21 protein-coding genes are annotated in these 23,692 nt (G+C 70.5%); 9 read left to right on the plus strand and 12 right to left on the minus strand.

Annotation, left to right across the window (positions count from 1 at the left end):
* The 6 genes from KN815_RS00500 to KN815_RS00525 form a co-directional block, all read right to left on the minus strand.
* Positions 1 to 953: alpha-D-ribose 1-methylphosphonate 5-phosphate C-P-lyase PhnJ (locus KN815_RS00500; RefSeq protein WP_216339046.1), on the minus strand; the 953-nt coding region annotated here is incomplete at its 3' end.
* Entirely contained in the window at positions 950 to 2,098 is a 1,149-nt protein-coding gene (locus KN815_RS00505; RefSeq protein ID WP_216339048.1) for a carbon-phosphorus lyase complex subunit PhnI, read from the minus strand. The genes KN815_RS00500 and KN815_RS00505, both read right to left, overlap by 4 nt.
* Positions 2,098 to 2,808 carry a phosphonate C-P lyase system protein PhnH gene (gene phnH, locus KN815_RS00510; RefSeq protein WP_216339050.1) on the minus strand — a complete coding sequence of 237 codons (711 nt, stop codon included), beginning with the start codon at positions 2,806 to 2,808 and terminating at the stop codon, positions 2,098 to 2,100. The genes KN815_RS00505 and phnH overlap by 1 nt, the downstream gene beginning before the upstream one ends.
* The gene (locus KN815_RS00515) at positions 2,805 to 3,227 is read right to left on the minus strand and encodes a phosphonate C-P lyase system protein PhnG (RefSeq protein WP_216339052.1); all 423 of its coding nucleotides are present in this window, start codon (positions 3,225 to 3,227) and stop codon (positions 2,805 to 2,807) included. The genes phnH and KN815_RS00515 overlap by 4 nt, the downstream gene beginning before the upstream one ends.
* 34 nt (positions 3,228 to 3,261) lie before the next feature.
* Positions 3,262 to 4,044 carry a GntR family transcriptional regulator gene (locus tag KN815_RS00520; RefSeq protein ID WP_216339054.1) on the minus strand — a complete coding sequence of 261 codons (783 nt, stop codon included), beginning with the start codon at positions 4,042 to 4,044 and terminating at the stop codon, positions 3,262 to 3,264.
* A 316-nt stretch (positions 4,045 to 4,360) separates the two neighbouring features.
* On the minus strand, positions 4,361 to 5,329 hold the full coding sequence (locus KN815_RS00525) for an AraC family transcriptional regulator (RefSeq protein WP_216339056.1): 969 nt from the start codon (positions 5,327 to 5,329) through the stop codon (positions 4,361 to 4,363).
* Between the two features lie 100 nt (positions 5,330 to 5,429).
* Here KN815_RS00525 and KN815_RS00530 point away from each other — a divergent pair, with 100 nt between their 5' ends.
* Positions 5,430 to 6,356 carry an MBL fold metallo-hydrolase gene (locus tag KN815_RS00530; RefSeq protein WP_216339058.1) on the plus strand — a complete coding sequence of 309 codons (927 nt, stop codon included), beginning with the start codon at positions 5,430 to 5,432 and terminating at the stop codon, positions 6,354 to 6,356.
* A 33-nt stretch (positions 6,357 to 6,389) separates the two neighbouring features.
* Here the strand turns inward: KN815_RS00530 and KN815_RS00535 are convergent, their stop codons facing one another.
* Positions 6,390 to 7,592, minus strand: coding sequence for an erythromycin esterase family protein (locus KN815_RS00535; RefSeq protein WP_216339060.1), 1,203 nt, complete (start codon positions 7,590 to 7,592; stop codon positions 6,390 to 6,392).
* A 58-nt stretch (positions 7,593 to 7,650) separates the two neighbouring features.
* On the opposite strand from KN815_RS00535, the gene KN815_RS00540 reads away from it, so the two are divergent.
* Positions 7,651 to 8,448, plus strand: a complete 798-nt coding sequence (locus tag KN815_RS00540; RefSeq protein ID WP_216339062.1) for a TioE family transcriptional regulator — start codon at positions 7,651 to 7,653, stop codon at positions 8,446 to 8,448.
* 35 nt (positions 8,449 to 8,483) lie between these two features.
* On the opposite strand, the gene KN815_RS00545 is transcribed toward KN815_RS00540, so the two are convergent.
* A complete protein-coding gene (locus tag KN815_RS00545; protein WP_216339064.1) occupies positions 8,484 to 9,266 on the minus strand; it encodes a FadR/GntR family transcriptional regulator in 783 nt (260 codons plus the stop codon).
* Positions 9,263 to 10,720, minus strand: coding sequence for an amidase (locus tag KN815_RS00550; protein ID WP_216339066.1), 1,458 nt, complete (start codon positions 10,718 to 10,720; stop codon positions 9,263 to 9,265). Before KN815_RS00550 ends, KN815_RS00545 begins: the two co-directional genes overlap by 4 nt.
* A gap of 150 nt (positions 10,721 to 10,870) precedes the next feature.
* Between KN815_RS00550 and KN815_RS00560 the strand changes: the two genes are divergently transcribed.
* The 7 genes from KN815_RS00560 to KN815_RS00590 are packed head-to-tail and all read left to right on the plus strand — an operon-like array spanning position 10,871 to position 18,872.
* Entirely contained in the window at positions 10,871 to 12,793 is a 1,923-nt protein-coding gene (locus tag KN815_RS00560; protein ID WP_253208651.1) for an isocitrate/isopropylmalate family dehydrogenase, read from the plus strand.
* A 16-nt stretch (positions 12,794 to 12,809) separates the two neighbouring features.
* On the plus strand, positions 12,810 to 13,760 hold the full coding sequence (locus KN815_RS00565) for an ABC transporter permease (protein WP_216339068.1): 951 nt from the start codon (positions 12,810 to 12,812) through the stop codon (positions 13,758 to 13,760).
* Complete coding sequence (locus KN815_RS00570) at positions 13,757 to 14,635, plus strand: ABC transporter permease (protein ID WP_216339070.1); 879 nt, start codon at positions 13,757 to 13,759, stop codon at positions 14,633 to 14,635. The genes KN815_RS00565 and KN815_RS00570 overlap by 4 nt, the downstream gene beginning before the upstream one ends.
* Positions 14,632 to 15,708 carry an ABC transporter ATP-binding protein gene (locus KN815_RS00575; protein ID WP_216339071.1) on the plus strand — a complete coding sequence of 359 codons (1,077 nt, stop codon included), beginning with the start codon at positions 14,632 to 14,634 and terminating at the stop codon, positions 15,706 to 15,708. The genes KN815_RS00570 and KN815_RS00575 overlap by 4 nt, the downstream gene beginning before the upstream one ends.
* Complete coding sequence (locus tag KN815_RS00580) at positions 15,701 to 16,582, plus strand: ATP-binding cassette domain-containing protein (RefSeq protein WP_216339073.1); 882 nt, start codon at positions 15,701 to 15,703, stop codon at positions 16,580 to 16,582. Before KN815_RS00575 ends, KN815_RS00580 begins: the two co-directional genes overlap by 8 nt.
* Positions 16,579 to 18,069: an aldehyde dehydrogenase family protein gene (locus KN815_RS00585; protein WP_216339075.1), complete on the plus strand. Its 1,491-nt coding sequence runs from the start codon at positions 16,579 to 16,581 to the stop codon at positions 18,067 to 18,069. The genes KN815_RS00580 and KN815_RS00585 overlap by 4 nt, the downstream gene beginning before the upstream one ends.
* A 5-nt stretch (positions 18,070 to 18,074) precedes the next feature.
* Positions 18,075 to 18,872 carry an SDR family NAD(P)-dependent oxidoreductase gene (locus tag KN815_RS00590; RefSeq protein ID WP_216339077.1) on the plus strand — a complete coding sequence of 266 codons (798 nt, stop codon included), beginning with the start codon at positions 18,075 to 18,077 and terminating at the stop codon, positions 18,870 to 18,872.
* 64 nt (positions 18,873 to 18,936) lie between these two features.
* On the opposite strand, the gene KN815_RS00595 is transcribed toward KN815_RS00590, so the two are convergent.
* The 3 genes from KN815_RS00595 to KN815_RS00605 all read right to left on the minus strand — a co-directional run bounded on the left by KN815_RS00595 (position 18,937) and on the right by KN815_RS00605 (position 23,286).
* Positions 18,937 to 19,878, minus strand: coding sequence for a sulfatase-like hydrolase/transferase (locus KN815_RS00595; RefSeq protein ID WP_253208652.1), 942 nt, complete (start codon positions 19,876 to 19,878; stop codon positions 18,937 to 18,939).
* On the minus strand, positions 19,766 to 20,746 hold the full coding sequence (locus KN815_RS00600) for a formylglycine-generating enzyme family protein (RefSeq protein WP_216339079.1): 981 nt from the start codon (positions 20,744 to 20,746) through the stop codon (positions 19,766 to 19,768). The genes KN815_RS00595 and KN815_RS00600 overlap by 113 nt, the downstream gene beginning before the upstream one ends.
* 239 nt (positions 20,747 to 20,985) lie before the next feature.
* Positions 20,986 to 23,286, minus strand: a complete 2,301-nt coding sequence (locus KN815_RS00605; protein ID WP_216339081.1) for a polyprenyl synthetase family protein — start codon at positions 23,284 to 23,286, stop codon at positions 20,986 to 20,988.
* Positions 23,287 to 23,692: the final 406 nt, after the last annotated feature.

Genomic DNA, 23,692 nt, shown 5'->3' on the forward strand with positions numbered 1-23,692 from the left:
CGTCCCGCGCGGGCCGCCGGATCGGGCAGCAGGGCCAGCGGTGCGCGCTCCCGGTGGGCGCCGGTGTCGGCGTCCCCCGCCTGGACCCGTGCGCACCACTCGGTGTCGCTGCACGCGAAGGCGCCCTCGGTACCGGCGTTGACGAGGTAGACGTCGTCGCTGCCGCAGAACTTGCAGCGCCCGCCCGGCTCGTGCTCGACCTCGAAGGGCACATCGTCGAAGGTGAGGGGCCGCACCTCGGTGTGCGGGGGCACCGCGTAGAGGCGCTTCTCCCGGCCGGCGCCGAAGAGGTTGAGGTGCTCGGCCTCGTGGAGCCGGGGGACGTCCCAGCGCGGGATGGGGCTGGTCGCCATCACATAGCGGCCGCCGACCAGGACCGGGTAGCCGGTGCTCGCGGTGATCATGCCGTTGCGGACGATGTCCTCGTAGAGGCTGACCCACATCGCGGAGTAGTCGCCCTCGGCGTGCATCCGCGCGCATTCGGCCACCGACTTCTGCACACCACGCAGCGGCTCGGGCACCGGCACCTGGTAGACCAGCACATGCTGGGCGCCCAGGGCCTCCTCGGGGACGCGGTGCCGGGTCTGCACGACCGTGGCCTCCCGGGTGTCGGCGGACTCGCCGCACCCGGTGGTCCCCGCGATCATGCGGCGCAGATTGGTGGCGTTGACCCCGGCGTCATCGCCCTGGTCGATCACCTTCACCGTGTCCTCGGCGCCGATCACCCCCAGGGTGACCTGAAGTCCGCCCGAGCCCCAGCCGCGCGCCACCGGCATCTCCCGGGAACCGAACGGGACTTGGTAGCCGGGCACGCAGACCGCGGCGAGCGCGGCCCGGCGGATCTCCCGCTTGGCGTCCTCGTCGAGGATCCCGGCGGGCGGGCCGCCCGCGTCCGCCTCGGCGACGAGCGCGCCGATCCCGGACACCTGTGGTGTGTCGTACGTCGTGCTCATCGGCAGTCCTTTCCGGCGGGCTCGGCGGCTCGGGCGGGCGGGTCCTCTCCCGCCTCGGCGGCGGCCCGCATGGCTTGCTTGCGCTCGACCATCGAGCGGAAGGTGACGTAGTGGGGGAGCTTCAGGTGTTCCAGGAAGCCGCCCGAGTCGAGGCCGTCGATGGTGAGCAGCAGCAACTGCTCCAGCGGCCCGCTGCGGCCGAACCGGCGGTTGGCGATGTCCAGGTTGGCCATGGCGATCGCCTTGCGCTCGTTGTGCCCGAAGCACAGGCCGTAGCCGATGTCGAAGCGCGTACGGTCCTCGTCCGCGCCGTCCAGGTCCTCGATGGCCTCGGCCTCGGTGACCCGGAACTCGCCGACGGTGACGGGGTTTCCCGTGTGCGGGTGGCGGACCCGCAGCGGCAGCCGCCCGTGCCGCAGCTCGCCCAGGGTGATCTCGTGCACATCGCCGTCCGGCCCGAGGATCGAGCGGTACCACAGTGCCACCAGCGCACCGGACTCGGCGCGGGCCATGGCGGCCAGGACGGCGGACCGGTCGGCGGGCGGCCGGGCGGGCTTGCGGGTGATGTCGTGCGGCTCCGGATCGTCGGCGGCCCGCCCCTCGGCCAGCAGCTCCATCTTCCGCAGCAGGTCCATGAACCGGCGGGGGCTGCGCTGCTCCTCGGTGCGCTCCGCGGTGTCCGTGGCCTCCGCGGTGTCCGTGGCCTCCTCAGTGGCCGAGTCCTTCTGCGACGGCTTCGGCGGGCCGTCGGGCCGCTCCAGCAGGCGGCCGGTGTAGTCGGAGGCACGGCCGAGCAACTGCGGGCCGTCGGGCTCGCGGAACGCGGGCACGATGCGGCGTATCACGGTCATCTCGCCCGGGTCGACGGGTTCGCTGACCGCCAGCCGCGGCAGGGTGGACCGCTGCGCGCGCAGCAGGTGCGATGCCTCCAGGGTGTCCCCCTCGGCCTGCCGGAAGGCGTCGGCCGCGGTGGGCTCGTCGTACAGGCCGGCCTCGCCCATCACCCGGTCGACGGCCAGCCGGAACCGGGCGGTGATCTGCTCGGTGGACGACCATGGCGCGGGCGCGTGGTCCCGCTTGCGGCGGACCAGGTCCTCGGCGGCGAGAATCGCCTCGAGTCCTCCGCGTGCTCCCGAGTACCCCATCAGTCCTCCTCCTCGGCTACGGCATCGGCCACGGCACCGATCGCGGCACTGGTCGGCGCATCGGCCACGATCGTGACCGTCGTGCTGCGCGGCAGGCCCATGACGCGGCCGTCGGGCGTGGCGAGCAGCAGATCGGCGCCCGCGGGGAAACCGCCGACGGCCTCGGCGCGCGCCGTCACGAACCCCTCCGGCACACCCTGCGGGGCGATGTCCCGTTCACCCGGTACACCGGGCCCGGACAGCCGCCAGGTGGACGGTCCGCCCTCCAGCGCGGTCACCGGCAGGCACAGAACGGCGCCGTCCTCCGGCGCGTCGGCGGTGCCGCGGGCCAGCCGCAGGATCTCCTCCGCCGTGACGGGCCGTACGGCGGCGGCGAGCCGGGCCTTCTCCAGTGGCGCCGCGGGGGCGTTGGTGGCCACGCTCACCACGTCCAACCAGCGGTGCGAGCCATCCTCCTCCAGGACGCGGACACCGGTGCCGAGGTCCGCGAGCGCGAGGACCGGCAGCAGCGCGGACGGCACCGCGCCGGGGACGTCCGAGGGGAACCGGGCCACCGTGCCCGGCCGCGCCAGGGCGTCGAGCACGGTGCGGAAGACGCCCTGGGCCTGGGCCGGGCGCAGCTTGGCCGCGGTCACCAGCTCCGCGGTTCCGGAGGCGCCCGCGGCGGGCGTCCCGTCGGCGGGTGCCGGTTCTGTTTCCACGGCGGTCACGTCAGCTCCTCGAATGCGACGACGGTCGGGGCGAGCTCCGCCCACTCCTGGCTCTCCCGCCGCTCGCGGCGTCCCGCGACGCGCTCGCACAGCAGGTCGATCTCGGCGGCCCGGGGGCGGCCGGACTGCGCCTCGGCGTCCAGCACCGCGGCGGCCAGCGTGGCCGCGCGGTCGTCCCCAAGACGCATGGCCCAGCCGCGGTGGCCGGCGAGCTCCACCTCGGCCCGGCAGGCCAGGACGTCACCGAGCAGGAACCGCTGCTCCAGGACCGGCTCGCGGACCTGCGCGGTCACGCATCCGACCTCGGGCCCCACCAGCACCCGTACCTGTGCGCCGTCGGCGATGCAGGCATCGGCCAGTTCGATCAGTTCGGCCCTCTCGGCCTCGGCCAGCAGGGCACAGCGATGCTCCCTGCTCATGACGTATGTCACTGCTTCTCCTGGTTCTCCTGGTTCATTGGGGTGTGGCAACTCTCCGCGGTGTGGCAACTCTCTGCGGGCTGGCGACCTCGTCACCGGTGGCCGCCCGCTCGTCGAGTTCGACCACGACCCGGACGGCGTCGGCACGGGTCCAGGTACGGCTGCACATCAGGACGTTGCCGATCGCCTCGTCCCGGCTGACGCTCTCCACCAGCCAGGCGGGCTGGCTGCTCTCCATGCGCAGGACGCGCAGGACCTCCGCCGGGGGGACGTCGATACTGACCCGGCACCAGGCCCGCATCGGCCGCACCCGCACCGTCTGGCGGAGCACGAGATCGACGGAGTCGACCGCGTGCAGTGCCAGATCCAGATACGGCACCTCGTCCACCGGGATCCACTCATGGGCCCAGGAGGCGAGGAGGTCGTCGATGTAGAACTCGCGCACCACCTCGTGCACCGGCGACCCGACGGGCCGCTCGAACCTGTCCGCCAGTCCGGCGGGCAGGGGGATCGTGCGCACCGACTTGACCAGTGCACGAGGCGTGGCGCCCGCCGCCGCGATCGTGGTGGACCACGACGGCGGGACGCTGCGCGAGATGACGTAGTCGATGCGTCGGTTGACGAACGTGCCCGACCCCTGGATCCGGCGGACGACGAACCGTCGCTCCAATTCCTGAACGGCCGCCCGTGCGGCGGCCCGGCCCACGCCGAACCGCAGGGCGATCTCGGCCTCGCTGGCGACCCGTGTGCCACGGGCGCACTCGGCCAGCTCGGCGGACAACTGCTCCGCGATCTCCAGATACCTGGTCGCACTCACACCGGGAACTGTGATCGGCCCACTCGTCCGGACAACCTGCCGGATGGCCAACGAGTCAGGCCGGGAACGTGAACAAACGGTACAGTTGTTTCAGGATTCGAACCGGCCTTCTTCCTTGGAATCCAAGGTGTTCGGCGGGCTTGATGCTCGCCCAGATGTCCGGCGTGCTACCAGACGAGATTGATCACGAAACTCTCGAGCGCGCCATGCGCAGACCTTGGGGCAACAACCTCGTGCTCAAGCTGGACCAAGGCGGGTATGCGGGCTTCGGGGCACCTCAGGCGCGGATCCTTCCGTGTGGCCGCGGGCGCCCGGGTCACGGTCGGCCCTCCTCTCCGTCCCGGTGAGAGTTCGGAGTGGGGCGTTCTCCGGTTACCCCGCCGTCCAGGCGATACCGTCCCGGTGTCGTACCGAACTCCCTCTCGAAGGCGTGTGAGAGTGCGTACGGGCTGCCGTAGCCGACTCGGCCGGCGATGGTGGCCAGGGTGTCCGGGGTGTCTCGGAGCAGGGTGGCGGCAAGGATCACGCGCCACCACGTGAGGTACGTCATCGGAGGGCGGCCGACCAGGGTGGTGAACCGGCGCGCCAGGGTGGGACGGGAGACGCCCGCCTCGGCCGCCAGACGGTCATTGCTCCACGGCGCGGCCGGGTTGGAGTGCATCGCCCGCAGGGCGGCGGCCGTCACCGGGTCGCCCAGTGCGCCGGGCCAGGCTCCGCAGGTGGTCTCGGCCATCCAGGAGCGGATCATATAGACCAGGAGGAGGTCGAGCAGATTCGGCAGCGCGACGCAGGAGCCGGGCCGGCTCTCGTCCAGCTCACCGGCGAGCAGGTCTATCGCGGCACGGAGTTCGAGGTGGCCGCCCACTCGGCTGGGAAGGTGGACGACCTCGGGCAGCTCCGCCATGAGCGGGTGCATGCGGCTACAGTCGAGCCAGTACTTGCCACAGAGCATCTCCGTCTCGTCGTGATCAGCCCGGGCTCGCGACCCTTCCGCCACCAGCCATTGCTCGAACGGCACCCCCTTCTCCTCCGCGACCGCCGCATCGACGGGGGAGTCGGCGATCACATGGCCGGTGCCATGGGGCAGCAGCACCGCGTCACCCACACCGAGCGGTACCAGGGTGCCGCCGTCGGTCAGCAGCCAGCAGTTGCCCTTCAGAACGACGTAGAAGCCCGCACCGTCGTACGGGTCCAGCCGTGCGCACCAGCTCCCACTCGCCCGCACCCGATGGGACCAGGGGTGGCCGAGGTGCACGGCAGAGATCGCGTCGCTCACCACATCCATGCGCCGAGGATATCTCCCGTATGAGGCGTGAGATGGATGCGTATTTCCTTGAGTCGAATGCGCATTGAGAGGATCGCTCGGCCCTTTTAGGTTCGAGCACATGATGAACGAGAACGAGCGTGTGCAGAGCATCGTGCTGGGGGATGTCGAGGTCATCCGGGTCATTGAGTGGCACCGGCCGTTCCTGCCCACCTCCGGCATGTTCCCGGGAGCTGTCGCCGAGGTATGGAAGGACAACGAGGACTGGCTGGCACCGGATCACTGGGAGCCGGACAGCGACCGGACGGTGCTCGCGCTACAGACCTGGGTGCTGCGCAGCGGTGGGCGGACCGTCCTGGTGGACACGGGAGCGGGCAACGGGCGCGAGCGGCCGGGCATGGCGCCGTTTTTCCACCAGTCTCAAAGTGATTTTCCCGGCCTCCTGGCGAAGGCCGGTGTTCGCCCGCAGGATGTCGACGTCGTCGTCAACACCCACCTCCACGTCGATCACGTCGGCTGGAACACCGTTGACGCGGACGGGGAGTGGGTGCCGACGTTCCCCAACGCCCAGTACCTGATTCCGGCCGCCGACGACTCCCACTACGGTCCGGACCATGCGAAGGGGAACGGTCTGCGCGAGGTCGACCGGCTGACCTACGAAGACAGCATCGCGCCCATCCACCGGGCCGGACAGGCCGTGCTCTGGGATGGCCTCCACCGCATCGACGAACACCTCACCCTGGAGTCCGCGCCCGGCCACACTCCCGGTTCGTCCGTGCTGCGACTCGCCTCCGGGAGCGACCGGGCGGTTTTCGTCGGAGATCTGCTGCACAGCCCGGTGCAGATCCTCCAGCCCTGCTGCAACAGCGACGCCTGCCTGGCCCCGGAACAAGCGGTGGCCAGTCGCCGTCGGATTCTCGGGCGGGCGGCCGATGAACGAGAGTTGCTCGTCCCGGCACACTTCGGTGGTGCGGGCGCCCTGGAAGTCCGACGGAAGAGCGGCGGGTTCGCCCTCGGCCCATGGGCCACATTCAGCCCGAAGAAGTAGCGCGGGTCAGCTCTGTCAGCTCTGTCAGTTCTGTCAGTTCTGCGGGACGTCCTTGACGAACACGATGCCGTGCGTGCCGGCCAGATGGGCCGGGTCAAGTGGGGAGTAGCCGAACCAGGGGGACACGCGGGGCGCGGGCAGCGTGTCGCCGAGGGCGGTGGCCAGCCGCGGGGCGTCGATGACGCAGCGGTCCTCCGGGAGCGCGTACAGGAGCCCTTCGACGGTGTCCGGCGGCGGCGTGTCCACTCCCTGGTGCCGGATCGTGCCCAGGGCCGTGGCCACGAAGGCGTACTCATCGCCGAGTTGGGCACTCACCAGCGCACCGGCGCTCCACCACTCCAGCGGCATCCCGGCCATCCGCGTCGTGCTCTTCTCCCGCTGGAGATGGCCGTTGTGGGCGTGGACCAATGCCGGGCCCCGTTCCGCGAGGGTGCGGAGGTTGTGGGCCATCATCTGGTCCCGCAGCGCCACCAGCCAGGTCATACGGGCCGGTGAGGTGTCGGCCATCCAGTAGTGGTAGCGCAGCAGGCCGGTGGCGGTGCGCCCGTACAGCCGCGCCCGGTCCCAGCCGTCCCGAGGTGTCGCCGCGAGCAGGTGTGGTGTCTGCATGTCGAGCAGCGCCACCAGATCGTCGGCGAGCAGCCGCAACTCCCCGGCCCCGGCCGACTGCCCCACCGACTGGGTCGGGTCCATCATCGCGGCGGAGTTGGTCCACCGCTCGTCGGCGCCGAGCAGGCGGTCGAGGGTTTCCCCGGTACAGGGGAGCAGATCCGCGGTCACCCGGTCCGCGAGGTAGCCGTGGAGTGCGGTGAGGGCCTGCCGGGGGCTCGCGGCGCCGGTGATCTCCAGCGGACCGTCGAAACCGGCGAAGCGGAGCCGATCGGACGCGGGCCTGCCGTCGTTGTAGGCGCGCATCCAGCGCACGAGTTCGCGATTGGCCGCGGAGGTGCCCCAGCCGTGGCTGAATCCGTGCTCCATGACCTCGTCGAGCGTGCCGGTGCCCGAGGTGACGTAGTCGTCCACGACCAGGCCCATCAGGCAGTCGCTCTCGATCGCGATCGTCCGGTAGCCCTCCTGCTCGACGAGCTGCCGGAAGAGCTCGTTGCGCAGGTCGAGCAGAGTGTCCTCGCCGTGGGTGGGCTCGCCCAGGGCGAGCAGCCGCGGCCGAGCCGGAAGCAGCCTCATGACGGCGGCGGCCTCGACGACATGGGCGGTGTCCTTGATTTCGGTAGCCATGCCCTCAACGGTATCGTTGAACCTTCGCTTGAAACTTCTCCGCGATATTGGCAGAACCATGGGAAGAAACCTTCAAAACGGTAAACGGCTCAGGCCGGTTGATCTGGCGCGCGGGCACGGTCTGTCCACGCAGGCGATCAGGAACTACGAGGAGACCGGTATCCTCCCGGCCGCCGGTCGCACACCCCACGGCTACCGCACCTACACCTCGCTGCACGCGGCGGCCCTTCGCGCGTTCCTCGCCCTGGTGCCCGGCCACGGCCACCAGACGGCGACATCGATCATGCGGGCCGTGAACCAGGGCTCGGCCGATGAGGCGTTCCGGCTCATCGACGAGAGCCATGCCCAGCTTCTCGAGGATCGCCGGACCCTCCAGGCCGTGGAGAGCGCCCTGCGCGACCTGGAGCGCACCCCGGCGCCCGAACCCGGCGCGGAGTCCGAACCCGGCGCGGGGCCCGGGCCGGTCGCGGTGGCCGCACCCGGCGGCACATTCATCGGGCCGCTGGCGGAGCAGCTCGGCATCGGGCCCGCGACGCTGCGCAAATGGGAGCGCGCCGGGCTGGTGCGCCCGCGCCGCGACCCGCTGACCGGGTACCGCGTCTACGACGAGGCCGCTGTACGGGACGCCCGGCTGGCCCACCAGCTCAGGCGGGGCGGCTACCTGCTGGAGCGGATCGCCCCGCTGATCGCCCAGGTGCGGGCCGCCGGAGGGCTGGAGCCGCTTCAGGCCACCCTGCGCGACTGGCACGGTCGGCTGTCCGCCCGCGGGCGGGCGCTGCTGACCGGGGCCGCGGAGCTGGAGGCGTACCTGCGCGAGCGCGGAAGCGGACTCCTCAGCGCCATCCCCGACGACTGAAAGGTCACTGGTGAAGAACCATCAGCTTCGATCGTCTACGGCCGAGTGGTTGACGTCTCCTCGTCGTCCACGAGCGCGAGCAGCGGCCCCTGTTCGTTCTCGGGGACGTAGCCGGCGTAGTAGTCGAAGAGTGTGCGTCGCGAGATGCGTGCCGCCGCCTGGCCGTCCCGTAGCCGGATCGCCTCGAGCACTTCCTGGTGATGGTGGAGCGACTTCCGCATGAGCGCCGTGCTGTTGCCTGCGTGGGCGACCTTGTCCGAGATCAGCGAGAGGACAGCGCCCCGGACCACCTGATTGCAGACCTCGATGAGGGAGTTGCGGCTGGCCACGGCCACCGCCTCGTGGAACGCCATGTCCGCCTTGCTGAACTCCGCGTACCCCGCCTCGATCGCCTCCGACATGACGGCGATCGTCCGCTCCATGGCGGACAGCTCCTCCTCGGACCGCAGCCGAGCCGCCAGCAGGCTCGCCGACCCGTCGAGAATCATGCGGAACGAGATCAACTCCGCCATCGAGACGTTGTCGAACTGGACGAGCCGGGTCATCTCCTTGGTCAGACCGGCCGGTGAGAACGGCAGGATCTCCGGGCCGTTCGGATCACCCGGGCGGGAGCGGACCAGGCCACTGCTCTCCAGCACCCGCAGGGCCTCGCGCACGGTGGGCCGGCTCGCCCCGAACTGGGTCACCAACTCCCGCTCGCTGGGCAGCCGTTGACCGGGCTTCAGATCACCACGCACGATCGCCTGCTCGATCTGCTCGACGATGCGCTGGTAGAGCCGTACCGGTGAGACCTGCCGGAACTGTGCACCGTCACTCATGGCTGCTTCCCTTCGAGCGTGGTACATGTCGACTTCTCCCCGGGCTCACCGGGGACGCTGTCCGGCCAGTGCGGAACCGCCTCGGCGGGCCGGTTCTGTTCGTACCACGCCGCCGCCCTCAAGACGCCGAGATCGTCGAAGCGGCGGCCCGCGATCTGTACCCCGATGGGCCGACGGTCTACCGTAAAGCCGCAGTTGACGGTCGCCGCGGGCTGCCCCGACATGTTGTACGGCGCGGTGAAACCGATGTGGGCCATGGTTTTCGCGTCCCCCGTGAACGGCATCGGCTGCTCGGCCGGAAACGCCGCCACCGGAGCCACCGGCGAGAGCACCAGATCGTACGGGTCCGTCGCCGCCACGGTCCGCGCCTGAATGCTCATGATCTGCTGGTAGCACTGGAGCACCCTCGTGCCCGGTACGTCCGCGCCTTCCTGACACCACCGGATGATGTGGGGGTGCACGCGCAGCCCGGCCTCGGGCGTCAGCGCGCGGAAGTCGTTCCAGGACCGCACCCGCCAGAACAGATCCAGGTCGTCCAGGAGGTCCTGGCCCATAAACGGCTCCACGGGCTCCACGACGGCGCCCGCCGCCTGAAAGACCGCGGCGGCGCGGTTCACCGCGGCGAGGATCTCGGCGTCGCACGGCTCCCCGCAGCCGGCGTCCAGGTGCACCCCCACCCGCAGGCCGCGCACCTCGCCGGCCGGTGCCGACCAGTCGATGTCCTGCGGTGGCAGGCTGGTCCAGTCCCGGGGATCCGGCCGGCTCAGGACACGCATGAACAGGGCCGCGTCCGCCACGGTGCGCGTCAGCGGACCGGCGGCGCGCCCCAGGTACGGGGCGTCCAGCGGGATCCTCCCGTAGCTGGGCTTGAGCGTGGCGAGGCCCAGCCAGGTGCCCGGCAGCCGGATCGATCCCCCGATGTCGGTGCCCACGTGGAGTGGACCGTAGCCCGCGGCGGCCGCGGCCCCCGCACCGGAGCTGGAACCGCCCGTGGTCCAGGCGGCGTTCCAGGGGCTGCGCGAAATGCCGTGCCGGCTGGAGACCCCGGAGGAGAGCATGCCCCAGTCCGGCATCACGGTCGACCCGAGGACCACCCCGCCGGATTCGAGGACCCGCGCGGTGATGGGCGCGTCCGCCTCGGGGACGACCGGCTCGGTCCCCGCGTTGCCCGAGGGCATGGGGACACCCCTGCGGGCGACGTTCTCCTTCAGCGTCACGGGCACGCCGTCGATGGGCCCGAGCGGTTCCCCCGAGGCCCATCGGGCCTCACTGGCCTGGGCCGCCTTGCGGGACTGGTCCGGATCCCGCACCCAGAACGCGTTGAGCACACTCTCGCGCGCCTCGATGACCGACTGGACGGCGTCGTGGACCTGGACCGGCGACAACGTGCCGTCGGCGAATCGGGCCACCATCTCGACGGCCGGCATGGTGGCCGGGCCCTGTTCCGTGAGCACCCGCAGTCTCCTTCTCTCCCGGCTACCGCTGGGAGGTGCCTCCTGGCGGTAGCCGGGAAATTCGAACCCTTGACAAGAGCAATTTAAGTCGCCACGGTACCTGGCAAATGAGCTTACTGGTCAGGCCAGTCACAACGAAAGGCGGCGTTCATGACGCGGGACCCTGAGGTCGTGCGGCTTGTCGTCATACCGGGTGACGGGATCGGCCCTGAGGTCGTCGCGGCGACCGTGCCCACGCTCCGGACCGCGCTGGAGGCCGAAGGCCACCGGCCCGATGTGACCTCGTACGACTGGGGAGGCGAGCGGTACCTCCGGCAGGGCGCGGCGATGCCGGCCGATGCGGCCGACCTCGTCAGGAAGACGGACGCCGTGCTGTTCGGTGCCGTCGGACGTCCCGATGTGCCGGAGCACGAACACCTGGTGATCGTGCGCGAGAACACCGAGGGCGAGTACGTTGCGCGACGTCCGGCACCATACGGCCGACCTCGGCGGCAACGCCACCACGGCGGAGGTGACATCCGCCGTCCTGCACACGATGGAAAGCCAGGGATGGTGCGTATGAGATATACCAGGCGGCTGGTGCGGGGGACCGGGACCCTCGCGGCCACGTTCGCATGCCTGCTGCTGGCAGCCTGCTCGGCCGGGTCCACGGCATCCGGCGGCACCGGAAAGAACGCCCTGAACATCGGCCTCACCGCCGAGCCGGCCAACTTCGACTTCACCAAGACCGAAGGTGCCGCCATTTCGCAGGCACTGCTCTACAACGTCTACGAGAACCTGGTGAAGCTGGACCAGTCCGGGAAGATACGGCCGCAACTGGCCACCTCGTGGACCCTGTCCAAGGACCGCAAGACGTACACCTTCCACCTGGTGAAGAACGCCAGGTTCAGCAATGGCGCACCCTTCACGGCAAAGGACGCCGCGTTCTCCATCGAACGTGTCAGCTCCGACTGGACGATCGCGCAGAAGGCCCAGATGGACGTCGTCGACACGGCGCGGGCGGTGTCGCCCACCGAGCTGAAGGTCACCCTGAAACGGCCGAGCAACGACTGGCTGTACCGGATGACCACCCGCGTCGGCGCGATGTTCAGCCGGACCGGCGTGGACAAGCTGGCCACCGAACCGGTGGGCACCGGTCCGTATGCGGTGAGGAAGTGGAACCGCGGCGACTCGATCACGCTCGCCCGCCGTCATGACTACTGGGGGCGCGAGCCGCACTTCGCGTCGGTCACCCTCAAGTACTTCAAGGACCCGACGGCCATGAACAACGCGCTGCTCACGGGCACCATCAACGTGATCGGCACGATGCAGTCCCCGGATTCTCTGTACCGCTTCGCCAACAACCCGAAGTACAAGGTCATCGAGGGCACGACCAACGGCGAGGTGATCCTCTCCCTCAACAATGGCTCGGGCCCGCTGAAGCATCCGAAGGTCCGCCAGGCAGTCCGCTACGCCATCGACCACAAAGCCCTGATGGACACCTGCTGGGCGGGCCGCGGCAAGCTCATCGGCAGCATGGTCCCGCCGACCGACCCGTGGTACCAGAACCTCACGAACGAGTATCCGTACAACCGCGACAAGGCCAGGAAGCTCCTCGAGGAGTCCGGCCAGGCCGGTCGTACGCTGCGGCTGCGGCTTCCGACGCTGCCCTATGCCACCGCATGCGGCACCGTGGTCAAGAGCCAGCTCGAACAGGCCGGGTTCAAGGTCAAGCTCGACCAACTGGAGTTCCCCGCCGCCTGGTTGACCACCGTGTTCAAGAACGCCGACTACGACATGTCCATCATCAGCCATGTGGAACCCCGCGACATGCAGGCGGTGTTCGGGAGCAAGACCTCCTACACCCGCTACGACAGCCCTGAATTCCGCGCGCTGCTGAAGAAGGCGGACCAGGGCACCCAGCAGGAGCAGATCACCGCCATGCGGGCGGCTGCCCGGCTGCTGTCCAAGGACGCCGCGGCCGACTGGCTGTTCCTGCTCCCGAACCTGATGGTGGCGAACAAGGACATCACCGGTCTGCCGGTGAACACCGTCTCCGAGTCACTGGATCTCACCGGCCTGGGCCGGTCATGAAAGGCGGCCTCAACCCATGATCGTCCGTCTGGCGCAGCGGATCGCGATCCTCCTGGCCAGCCTTGCCGTGAGCTCCGTCCTGGTGTTCGCGTTCATGGCGGTCCTGCCGGGGGATCCGGCGCGCGTCGCACTCGGCACCAGCGCCTCGGACACCGCGGTGGCGCAACTGCGCGAGCAGTTCGGGCTCGACCGGCCGCTCGTGGAGCAGTATCTGAGCTGGATCCACGGACTGGTGACCTTCGACCCGGGCAACTCCTACATCTCACACACGCCGATCGGCCCGCAGATCTCCGACCGCCTCCAGGTCACCCTGTGGCTCGTCGGCACCGGGATGGTGATCGCCTGCATCGTGGCCATCCCCATGGGCATGGTCATGGCCGTGCGGCACCGCAAGCCGTCCGGGCTCATCCTCTCGGCCCTGTCCCAGATCGGCGTGGCCGTCCCGGCCTTCCTCGCGGGCATCCTCCTGATCACCGTGTTCGCGGTGGGGCTCGGGTGGCTGCCGGCGAACGGCTGGACACCCCCGGTGGAGGATCCGGTCCTGTTCCTCAAGCAGTTGGTGCTGCCCGCGCTGTCCCTCGGCGTGGTGCAGGGGGCAGTGCTCACCCGCTATGTCCGCAGCGCCGTGCTCGATGTCCTCAGGGAGGACTATCTGCGCACCGCTCGCGCCAAGGGACTCCGTCCGACGCAGGCGCTGCTGCGGCACGGCCTGCGGAACGCGGCGGTGCCCGTGGTCACCGTCCTGGCGCTGCAACTCGCCACGCTGCTGGTGGGCGCCGTCGTCATCGAACGGGTCTTCGTCATCCCCGGGCTCGGGAGCCTGCTGCTGGACAGCGTCTCCAACCGCGACCTCATCCTGGTGCAGGACGTGGTCATGATCATCGCAACGGCGGTGCTGCTCGTGAACTTCCTGGTGGACATCGTCTATCTGCTGATCGACCCGCGGCTGAGGGTGGGTGCGTCATGAGTGCTCCGAACACCGAAGCCGCCGTCGCGTCCGCGGCGCCCGAGGGCCGTCGGCGGCGCCGCCCGGTGCCGGGCAGCCTCCTGGTGGGCGGTCTCATCGTCGTGGCCGTACTCGGCATGGCGCTGCTGTCCTTCGTGTGGACCCCGCACGACCCGACCCTGGTGAACCCCGCGGCGCGGCTGGAGACACCGTCGTCGGAGTACTGGTTCGGCACGGACAAATTCGGCCGCGACGTGTTCAGCCAGATCATGATGGGCTCGCGCACCACACTCTTCGTCGGCTTCGTGGCGGTGGGCGTCGCCGCCCTGGTCGGAGTGGTACTGGGCATCGTCGCCGGAATGGCGCCCGGCTGGTTCGGCGAGCTGCTCATGCGCGGCAACGACCTGATTCTCGCCTTCCCGGCGCTCCTGCTGACCATCATGTTCTCCGCCGTGTACGGCGCCGGCACGCTGGTCGCGATGATCGCCATCGGCATCGCGTCCATCCCCCATTTCGCCCGGCTGATCCGCGGCGGCACGTTGCAGGTCATGCGGACCGAATACGTCATCGCCGCGCGCGCGGCGGGCCGCGGACCGTTCGCGATCGCCCTGCGGCATGTCCTGCCCAACGTCAGCGGTCTCGTCATCGTGCAGGCGTCGGTCGGATTCGCCATCGCCGTACTCGCCGAAGCCGCGCTGTCCTTCCTGGGCTTCGGAACCCCGCCCCCCACACCGTCCTGGGGCCGGATGCTTCAGGAGAGCCAGGAGATGCTGTCGATCGCCCCCCGGCTCGCCGTGTTCCCGGGCATCGCGATCGCGGTGGCGGTGCTCGGATTCAATCTGCTCGGTGACGGCCTGCGCGACCGCTTCGACCCCAAGATGGAGGACCGCCGATGACCCCGGCACCCGACACCGCACCGGCCTCCGCAGCGGGCTCCCCCGACTCTCCCGGCTCGCCCGATGACGTATTGACCGTGCGGAACCTGGACGTCGCGGTGGGCGGCCGCAAGCTGGTCGAAGACGTCGACTTCACCATCCGGGCGGGCGAACGGGTCGGGCTGATCGGTGAGTCGGGCTCGGGCAAGTCGCTGACCGCGCTGAGCGTCATGGGCCTGCTTCCCGAGGAGCTCCGGGCCACGGGTTCGGTGCGGCTCGCCGGAGTCGGCCACGACCTGGTGGGGGCCGACGAGGCGCGGATGTCCCGGGTGCGGGGCAAGGAGATCGCCATGGTCTTCCAGGAGCCCATGACCGCTCTGAACCCCACGATGAAGGTCGGGCGGCAGATCGCCGAGGTACTGCTGATCCACCGGACCAGGCCCGACCGCGCGTCCGCTCGCGCCGCCGCCGTGGAACTCCTCGCCCAAGTGGGACTTCCCGATCCCGCGGTCGCCGCCGACGCCTACCCGCACCAGTTCTCCGGCGGCCAGCGGCAGCGCGTGGTGCTGGCCATCGCCCTCGCGAACGACCCCGCGCTGCTGGTCTGCGACGAACCCACCACCGCACTCGACGTCACGGTGCAGGCGCGGGTGCTCGACCTGATCGTGCGGGGCGTCCAGGACCGCAGGTCGGCCATGCTCTTCATCACCCACGACCTGGCCGTGGTGGCCACCGCCTGCGAGCGGGTCATGGTCATGTACGGCGGGCGGGTGGTCGAGTCCGGCCCGGTCCGGGAGGTGTTCACCCGCCCCCGGCACCGCTACACCCAGGGCCTGATCGGCGCCTCCGACCTGACCGTGGTCGACGACCGCGGCCGGCTGGTCACCATCGGCGGGTCGGTGCCGCCCGCGGGAGAGTTCCCCGCGGGATGCGTCTTCAGGAACAGATGTGCCCAGGCGACCGAGGTGTGCGCCACCCGGCCGGAATGGGTCGCGACCGGGCCGGACTCCGGCTATGCCTGCTTCCACCCGGTGTCCGGGAGCGGCACACCCGGGACCGGCACCCCCACCAACCAGGAGGCCGGCCGTGGCTGAGCAGCCGACCAGCGCCCCCCTCGCCCCCGGGCCGCGGACCGGACCGGCGGATGCCATCAGCGTCCGCGACGTCACCCGCGACTACCGGCGGCCTCGTACCTCGCTGCGCCACCCCAGCCCGCCGGTGCACGCGCTGCGCGGTGTCAGCTTCGCCGTCCCCGCGGGGCAACGGTTCGGCATCGTGGGCGAGTCGGGGTGCGGCAAGTCGACCCTGCTGCGGATTCTGGCCGGGCTCGACCGCCCCACCAGCGGCAGCGTCGCGATCGACGGCCGGGACATCACCGGGCTCCGGGAGAGACAGCTCCGGTTCGTCCGCGAGCGGCTCCAGCTCGTGTTCCAGGACCCGATGAGTTCGCTGGACCCGCGCATGCGCGTCGGCGACATCGTGGCCGAACCACTCGTCGCGCAGGGGCACGGGAACCGCCGGGAGCGGGTGGCCGAGCTGCTCGAGGCCGTCGGCCTGCGAGCCGACGCGGCCGACCGGTATCCGCACCAGTTCTCCGGCGGCCAGCGGCAGCGCATCTCGATCGCACGGGCTCTGGCCCCCCGTCCGAAGATCATCGTGGCCGATGAGCCGGTGAGCGCACTGGATGTGTCCGTACGGGCCCAGGTCCTCAACCTCATCGCCGACCTCGTCGACGAGTTGAACCTCACGCTGGTCTTCGTCTCCCACGACCTGTCCGTGGTCCGCCATGTGTGCGACCGGGTCGCGGTCATGCACAACGGGCAGATCGTGGAGACCGGGGCCACCGAGCAGGTGTACGAGGACCCGCGGCATTCCTACACACGCAGGCTGATCTCCGCCGTTCCCACTCTGGGCAAGGCACTGTCCGGAGTGTCGGCGGCCGACCTCAACCGGGAGTACCAACCGTGACGACCCATGCCGAACCCGCCGGCGAAAGCCCCGTGGCGAAGGAGTTTCCCGAGGGTCTTCCCATCGGCGACACCTGGGTGGAGGCACCCGCCACCGAGGACGTCCGTTTCCCCTATGACGGGACGCTCGTCGCACGGGCGCCGGTCGGGGACACCGCTCTGGCCCGCCGCGCCCTCGACGCGGCCCTCGCGGTCCGCGAGCGCGTCGGCCGGCTCCCCTCGCATGTACGCCGGACGGCGCTGCTCGCGACGCACGAGGCGGTCGCCTCCCGGCGCGCGGACTTCGAGCGGCTCCTCGTCCTGGAGACCGGCAAGCCGCTGGTCGACTGCCGGGTCGAGGTGGACCGCACCCTGCTGACCCTGGTGACGGCGGCCGAGGAAGTGGCCCGGCTGCACGGGGAGACGGTGCCGCTGGACCTGCTGCCGTCGGGGGAGGGGCTGCTCGGCTTCTGGACCCGCAAGCCGATCGGCGTGGTGGTGGGCATCGCGGGCTTCAACTACCCGCTGCTGCTCGCCGCGCACAAGATCGCGCCGGCGCTGGCCGCCGGCTGCCCGATCATCGCCAAGCCCGCCCCGCAGACCCCGCTGGCCACTCTGTGGCTGGTGCACCTCCTCCGTGCGGCCCTGCACGCCGACGGCGCACCACAGGCCGCGGTGCAACTGGTGACCGGCGGCCCCGAGGTGGGCATCGCGCTGACCACCGACCGCCGGATCGGAGCGGTGTCCTTCACCGGTTCCGCCACCGTCGGCCACCAGATCGCCCGGGACGCGGCACCCACCAAGGTGCTCCTCGAACTCGGCTCCAACGCCGCCCTGGTGGTGGCCGCCGACGCCGACCTCGACGCCGCCGCCGACGCGGTGGTGCGCGGCGGGTACTACGCCTCGGGCCAGGCGTGCATCAGCGTGCAGCGGGTCATCGTGGTGGACTCCGTGCGGAAGGAGTTCGTGGCCCGCCTGACGGAGCGAGTGGCCCAGGTGACCGTCGGCGACCCCCGCGATCCGCGGACGCGCGTCTCGGCACTCATCGACAAGCGGTCGACCGAGCGGGTGCGCGCGTGGCTGGACGAGGCGGTGGAGGCGGGGGCGTCGCTGGTGGCCGGAGGATCGGTCACCGATGGTGTGATCGAGCCCGCCCTGCTGCTCGATGTGGACCGGGCCCTCGCGGTCTGGGACGAGGAAGTGTTCGGCCCCGTGGTCGCCGTACGGTCCGTCCCCGATCTGGAGACCGCCTTCGACCTGGTCAACGACTCGCGCTACGGATTGCACGCGAGCGTCTACACCAGCGCCCTGGACACCGCGTTCGCCGCTCTGGACCGCCTGGAGGTGGGCGGAGTGGTCGTCAATGAGGTTCCCGGTTTCCGTTCCGATGTCATGCCGTACGGCGGTGTGAAGGACTCCGGGGCCGGACGGGAGGGCCCGAGGTTCGCCATCGAAGAGCTCACCGTGACCCGTATGGCAGTGATCCGTCCGACGACGAAGAAGCCGTGAGGACCATGCAGGACAACGACCGCACCAATGGGGTGAACAGCTACTCCCGTCTGTTCCGGCTCGACGGCCGCAAGACGGTCGTGGTGGGTGCCGGCAGCGGTATCGGCCGCGAGAGCGCCCTGGCGCTCGCCGCGCACGGCGCCACCGTGGTGTGCGCCGACCGTGACCTGAAGGCGGCCGAGGAGACGGCGTCGCTGGGCCAGGAGATGTCGGCGTACGCCCTCGACGTGCTCGACGGCGAGGCGGTCGCGCGTGCCGCCGAGGAGCTCGGCGCCGTCGACGTCCTCGTCTTCACCGCCGCGACGAACGTGCGCAAGCACCTGCTCGACTACACGGCGGACGAGTTCGACCGGGTCGTGGGGCTCAATCTGCGCGCCTCCTTCGACCTGGTGCGGGCCTTCGGCCGCGGCATGGCCGAACGCGGCCGCGGGAGCATCATCGGCTTCAGCTCGATCCGTTCGGTGGCCGTCGAGCCGGGCCAGGGCGTGTACGCGGCCACGAAGGCCGGCCTCGTCCAGATGCTGCGCACCGCGGCGGCCGAGCTGGGCCCGTCGGGCGTGCGGGTCAACGCCGTCGCTCCGGGAGTCGTCGACACACCGCTGACCGCGCAGATCCGGTCCGTGCCGGAGTGGTCGGATGCCTACGCGTCCAAGAGCGCCCTGGGCCGCTGGTCCCGGCCCGACGAACTGGCGGGCGCCGTGGTCTATCTGGCGTCGGACGCGTCGTCCTTCGTGACGGGCAGCCAGCTCTTCGTGGACGGAGGCTGGACGGCGATCGATGGACGCTATACGCCGCCTAGCTGACCCGGCAAGGACACGAGGGCTCACCACCGTTCCTTCCGGCGGCGGGCCCTCGCGCGTGAGCGGGTCAGTCGACGCGCTCGAAGGGCTCCGTGCCCTCTTCGTCCGGCGCGACGTCGAAGACGACCCTCCCGAGCTTGCCGGTGAACGCGAACTCACCCTCGTGGCCGGGCGAGGAGGGCGACAGGATGTCCCGGCCGACGTCGAGGCCCTGCCATCCGAAGAAGTGCGGCAGGACCCGCGGCATGTCCGTCACACCGGCCGGCATTCCGGACATGTACAGACGGCCGACGCCCCGCACGTCACCGGTCTTGATGAAGTGGTAGACCTCGGGCGCCCGCAGATCGAGCAGTTCGAAGAGGGTCGGCATGATGTCGCTGACATGGTGGAACTGCTGCCGGTTCTCGTCGGTGCGCGACAGCCCGCGGGGCCAGTTCACGATGAGCGGACAGCGGACGCCACCCTCGTGGGTGTTCTGCTTGTAGCGCTTGAACGGTGTGTTGCCCGCCTGCGCCCAGCCCCAGGGGTAGTTGGCGTGCGCGCGCGTGGTGCCGATCTCGTCGATCCGCGCGAGCAGCTCGTCGAAGCCCTCGGAGAGGCCGTTCTGGAACGCGGTGGGGTTGAGGGACCCCTGCTGCCCGCCTTCCTGGCCGGCCCCGTTGTCCGCGAGCAGGATGGTGATGGTGTTCTCCATCTGCCCTATCCGCATCAGGAACTCCATGAACCGGCCGATGTGGTGGTCGGATTGGTCGAGCATCGCCGCGTAGGTCTCCTGCGAATTCGATCGCCCGGTCCACCAGGTCCTCACTGAGGTGATAGCCCTCTTCCGGGGTCTTCGGCGGAGCCACGGCGTGGTTGTCGTAGAACAGCGACGGGTGCGCCGTGCCGGCGCTCCGTCAGCGTGGCGGGGGCAGGTCCGCCGCGCAGCGGAACCCCATGTGCCCGGTGCTGCTGTCGGGTGTGTTGGAGGTGCGCGCGGCGACGCGGTAGCGGTTGCAGTACGAGGCATGGCACAGGTAGGACCCGCCGCGGATCACCTTCGCCTCACCGGTGGGAGGTCCGGCCGGGTCCCAGCGGGTCTCCGGGCGGTCGGCCGCGTGCCAGGTGGTGCTCCACCAGTCGGAGCACCATTCCCACACATTGCCCGATGTGTTGTACACGCCGAGGTTGTTGGGCCGGTAGGACTTGACCGGCGCGGTTCCCAGATACCCGTCCTCACCCGTGTTGACTTGCGGGAACTTCCCCTGCCAGATATTGCAGCGGTGCTGCCCCCGGGGCAGGAGCTCATCCCCCCACGGGAAGCGGGCGCGCTCCAGGCCGCCACGCGCCGCCACCTCCCACTCCGCCTCCGTGGGCAGGCGCTTGCCCGCCCATGCCGCGTAGGCGGAAGCGTCACGCCAGGAAACGTGGACGACGGGGTGGTTCGACAGATCGGTCCATGACGACCCCGGCCCGTAGGGCGCCCGCCAGCACGCCCCGCCCACCGCGAGCCACCAGGGCGCCTGTGCCACCGTGCCGTCGCGCACCAGGTGCCGGGCGTCGGGGTGGACGAGTGCGTAGAACACGAAGGACCAGCCGTAGCGCTCGGCATCGGTCCGGTAGCCGCTGCTGCGCACGAACGTCGCGAACTGTCTGTTGGTGACAGCGGTCGCGTCGATGAGGAACGGCGACAGCCGCACCGCCCGGACCGGGCCCTCACCGTCCTCGGGAAACGCGTCGGCGTCGTCGCCTCCCATCAGATACGTCCCCGCGGGGACGCGCAGCATGGCGCGCAGTCCCTGCGCCCGGTCCCGATCCGGGGCCTGAAGCCGCACGGCGGACGGCTCGGGGATCTCCCGGTCACCCTCTGATGCGGGGGCGCAACAGGCTCCTGACATCGCTCCTCCAACCGTGGCCGCTGCTACTCGCCCGACGCAAGGTCTCCTGAGATGACTGGTCTGGCCAGCTTCATATTCAGGCTAGTTGAAAGAGTCTGTTTCGGTCCGAATCCCGCTGTCAAGGGAGTCATGGAGCCGCGGGGACGGCACGTGGAGCGGTACGTTCGGCTACCCGTAGCGGAACGAACCCGCCAGAAAGGTGGATCGTCCGCGCCGCGTGTTCGCGGCCTGCTCCGCGCTCACCGCAGGGCCGTTGTCCGCGGGATGTGGTCGGTTTCGCGCTGGGCGGCGTACCAGCCCAGTGCGCGCACCATGGCCTTGTGCGGCGTGGGCGGGAGCAAGGGGGCGAGGGTGTCCCAGGTCTTGTCGACGAGTTCGCGGGCCTCGGCCATGCACGCGTCGAGGGCTCCGCTGCGCGTCAGCAGGTCGGACGCCCGGAGCGCACCGCTGTCGGAGCACTGCCGGAGGGCGTCGCGCAGGCGTTTGCGGTCGGCGGTGTCGAGGAGGCCGGTGGCGTGGGCCACGGGGTAGGTGACCTCGCCGTTGTGGAGGTCTTCGGCGGGGGAGCGGGTGGAGATGCCCTGCCGGTGTTCGTCGGGGGTGCACTGCCCGTACAGGTCGAAGACGTCGTCGGTGATCTGGTAGGCGATTCCGACGGCCTCGAAGTACTCGCAGATCGCTGCGAGTTGCCGCTCGTCGGCGCCGCCGAGGATCGCCGAGACCTCGGCGGTGCTGCGGACGAGCATGCCCGTCTTGAGCCGGTGGGCGGTGCGGATCTGGTCGAGGAGGGGGCGGGCGTCACCGGTTGCCACGGCTTGGTCGAACGCGGTGTGGTGCCCGGCGAGGTCGAGGGCCTGACCGGCGTGGGCGGCACGCAGATCCCGCAGATAGAGCCGGTAGATGCGCAGCATGGTGGCGGGGTCGGCCTGCGGGACGCGCTGAATGAGGGCGTCGAAGGTGTAGTAGCCGAGCGTGCCGGCGGTGATCGCGGGAGCGGTGCCGAAGATCTCGTGGACGCTCGGACGGCCGCGCCGGGTGGGCGAGTTGTCCTGGATGTCATCGATGACCAGCGCCGAGACATGGAGCAGCTCGGTGACCGCGGTCAGCGGCCGGTAGGGCTCGGGGTCGGCGCCGAGAAGGCAGAGGACGGCCGCGGCCACGTAGGGGCGCCAGGAGCGTCCGGGGTTGTCCAGCAGGTGCAGAAGGGGCGCGGCGACCGCCTGGTGGAGGCGGATCCGGGCGGCGCTGTCCAGGTCCGTTCCGCCGCTGGTGCCGGTGAGCAGACCCAGCGCGGTCTCGTCGGTGGCATCGGTGGAATACAGCGCGGCGGCTTCCGTGCGGGCGATGTCATGGGTGCGGCGCATGTAGTGCTCGATATCGCCGATGGTGTTGGTCGGGAGGGTCTGAAGAAATGCCGTCCCGGCCACCGACGTGTTTCCCATGACGCCGCGCACGGTGGCGGGGCTCTCCCAGAAGGCGCGTCCCACGATCAGGGTGCGGACCTCGCCCTCCGCCGCCGGAGCGATCACCTCGACATCCAGGCCGAGGTCGGGGACGCGCACGCGCACCGCGGTGGGGTAGGTGTTGAGGGTGGCCAGGGAGGTCCAGTGGCGGACGGGCTGCCAGTCCACGTCGTGGTAGCTGACGCCGCCGTCCGGGGCAACCGCCGTGGCGCGGGTGAATTCCAGCGTGGTGGCGCCCGTGGCGGGATCGGTGTTGCGCGCGTGGATGGAGCTGATCTCCCAGCCGTTGCCGAGCTGGATACCGGCCCACTCCCAGGTGTGGTCCGGTGTTCCCGGGGTCCGCTCGACGTCGTAGTAGGTGCTGCCCCAGTCCTGCTCGAACCAGGCGTGCCCCTCCACTTGTCCATGGGTGCCGTCCGCCCGACGCAGGGTCCCATGGGCGTGCAGCCGGGGCACGAAGTACGACGTCATCGCGTCCGCGTAGGTCGGAAGCCGCCCCGGATAGCGCCCCCGGGCGTCGAACTGCGGGACCGCCGCCTTGACGGGGGTGAGGAGAAGCTCGAAGCGTTCCCTGTCCTGGTAGGCCAGGCGGTATCCGCCCTCTTCCGTACGGCGCAGCGCGGCCACCTCCCCGAAGGACATGTCCAGCGTTTCGGCCGACCCCACCACCGGCTCGGGCAGCAGCCGGTCGGGCAGCAGCGGGCCCTCGGCAAGGGCCTCCGCCAGGGCCTCGCGGACCCGGTGATCCTGCGCGGTGTCGCCACGGAGCGCCTCGCGGACCGCACGGTGCATGGTGGGCGTGAGCCAGGCTCCGTGGGAGACCCCTGCCGGTCCCGAGCACGTGGACACCATGCCGTACCCGGGACCGGCCGCGCGGTCCCGCATATCGTGGTGTTTCAGGACGCTGACCATCCACGTGTACTCGTCGCCGCTCTCATCCCGCAGATGCCCGTTGAGATACCACCCTTCGGCACCGGCCGAAGGGTGCGGCAGGCCCATGGGCGCTGAACCGGCGGTGTGCTGCGGTACGGCCTGCGAAGGGCCCTGCGCCGGGGGATGGGACGCGGAGATGGTCATGCCGGAAACCTAGACGTCCGCAACCCCCTCACCGGGTGACGCCGTACCGGCCCCACCTCATCGGATGACAGCGCGGTCCGGATTTCGGGTCGTCACCGTGCCCTCGGCGCCGCCCGCTCGTTATAGCGGGACGCCAAGGGGAGGAGGCCCTCGATGGAGGTGACCGGCGTGTACCACGCCTACGGCCGGCGTGCGGTGCTGGGCGGGGACGGCCGATCGGTCCCGTGGTCTCCCACCTGGCCTCCGCCGCCGTGGCCGCCTACGCGACCATCCTCACCCGTACCTTCTGGGCACCCGAGCAGCCCACCCTGCTCGCCGCCGCCCTCTTTTGCGCCGGTATCACCTATGCCCGCCGCACTCAGCGCCCTCCTCGCCGTCCACTGCCATACCCGGAACACCCTCGGCA

The organism is Streptomyces niphimycinicus (assembly GCF_018883605.1).
GTDB classification, from domain to species: Bacteria; Actinomycetota; Actinomycetes; order Streptomycetales; family Streptomycetaceae; genus Streptomyces; species Streptomyces niphimycinicus.

What these genes read in the sequence shown, in the direction of transcription:
- KN815_RS00605 (WP_216339081.1), bottom strand. Translation starts at nt 23,286, where the DNA reads ATGACCATCTCCGCGTCCCATCCCCCGGCGCAGGGCCCTTCGCAGGCC.
- KN815_RS00565 (WP_216339068.1), top strand. Translation starts at nt 12,810, where the DNA reads ATGATCGTCCGTCTGGCGCAGCGGATCGCGATCCTCCTGGCCAGCCTT.
- KN815_RS00535 (WP_216339060.1), bottom strand. Translation starts at nt 7,592, where the DNA reads ATGGCTACCGAAATCAAGGACACCGCCCATGTCGTCGAGGCCGCCGCC.
- KN815_RS00575 (WP_216339071.1), top strand. Translation starts at nt 14,632, where the DNA reads ATGACCCCGGCACCCGACACCGCACCGGCCTCCGCAGCGGGCTCCCCC.
- KN815_RS00530 (WP_216339058.1), top strand. Translation starts at nt 5,430, where the DNA reads ATGATGAACGAGAACGAGCGTGTGCAGAGCATCGTGCTGGGGGATGTC.
- KN815_RS00545 (WP_216339064.1), bottom strand. Translation starts at nt 9,266, where the DNA reads ATGAGTGACGGTGCACAGTTCCGGCAGGTCTCACCGGTACGGCTCTAC.
- KN815_RS00505 (WP_216339048.1), bottom strand. Translation starts at nt 2,098, where the DNA reads ATGGGGTACTCGGGAGCACGCGGAGGACTCGAGGCGATTCTCGCCGCC.
- KN815_RS00595 (WP_253208652.1), bottom strand. Translation starts at nt 19,878, where the DNA reads ATGCCTCGTACTGCAACCGCTACCGCGTCGCCGCGCGCACCTCCAACA.
- KN815_RS00515 (WP_216339052.1), bottom strand. Translation starts at nt 3,227, where the DNA reads ATGAGCAGGGAGCATCGCTGTGCCCTGCTGGCCGAGGCCGAGAGGGCC.
- KN815_RS00590 (WP_216339077.1), top strand. Translation starts at nt 18,075, where the DNA reads ATGCAGGACAACGACCGCACCAATGGGGTGAACAGCTACTCCCGTCTG.
- KN815_RS00525 (WP_216339056.1), bottom strand. Translation starts at nt 5,329, where the DNA reads ATGGATGTGGTGAGCGACGCGATCTCTGCCGTGCACCTCGGCCACCCC.
- KN815_RS00540 (WP_216339062.1), top strand. Translation starts at nt 7,651, where the DNA reads ATGGGAAGAAACCTTCAAAACGGTAAACGGCTCAGGCCGGTTGATCTG.
- KN815_RS00570 (WP_216339070.1), top strand. Translation starts at nt 13,757, where the DNA reads ATGAGTGCTCCGAACACCGAAGCCGCCGTCGCGTCCGCGGCGCCCGAG.
- KN815_RS00560 (WP_253208651.1), top strand. Translation starts at nt 10,871, where the DNA reads ATGACGCGGGACCCTGAGGTCGTGCGGCTTGTCGTCATACCGGGTGAC.
- KN815_RS00600 (WP_216339079.1), bottom strand. Translation starts at nt 20,746, where the DNA reads ATGTCAGGAGCCTGTTGCGCCCCCGCATCAGAGGGTGACCGGGAGATC.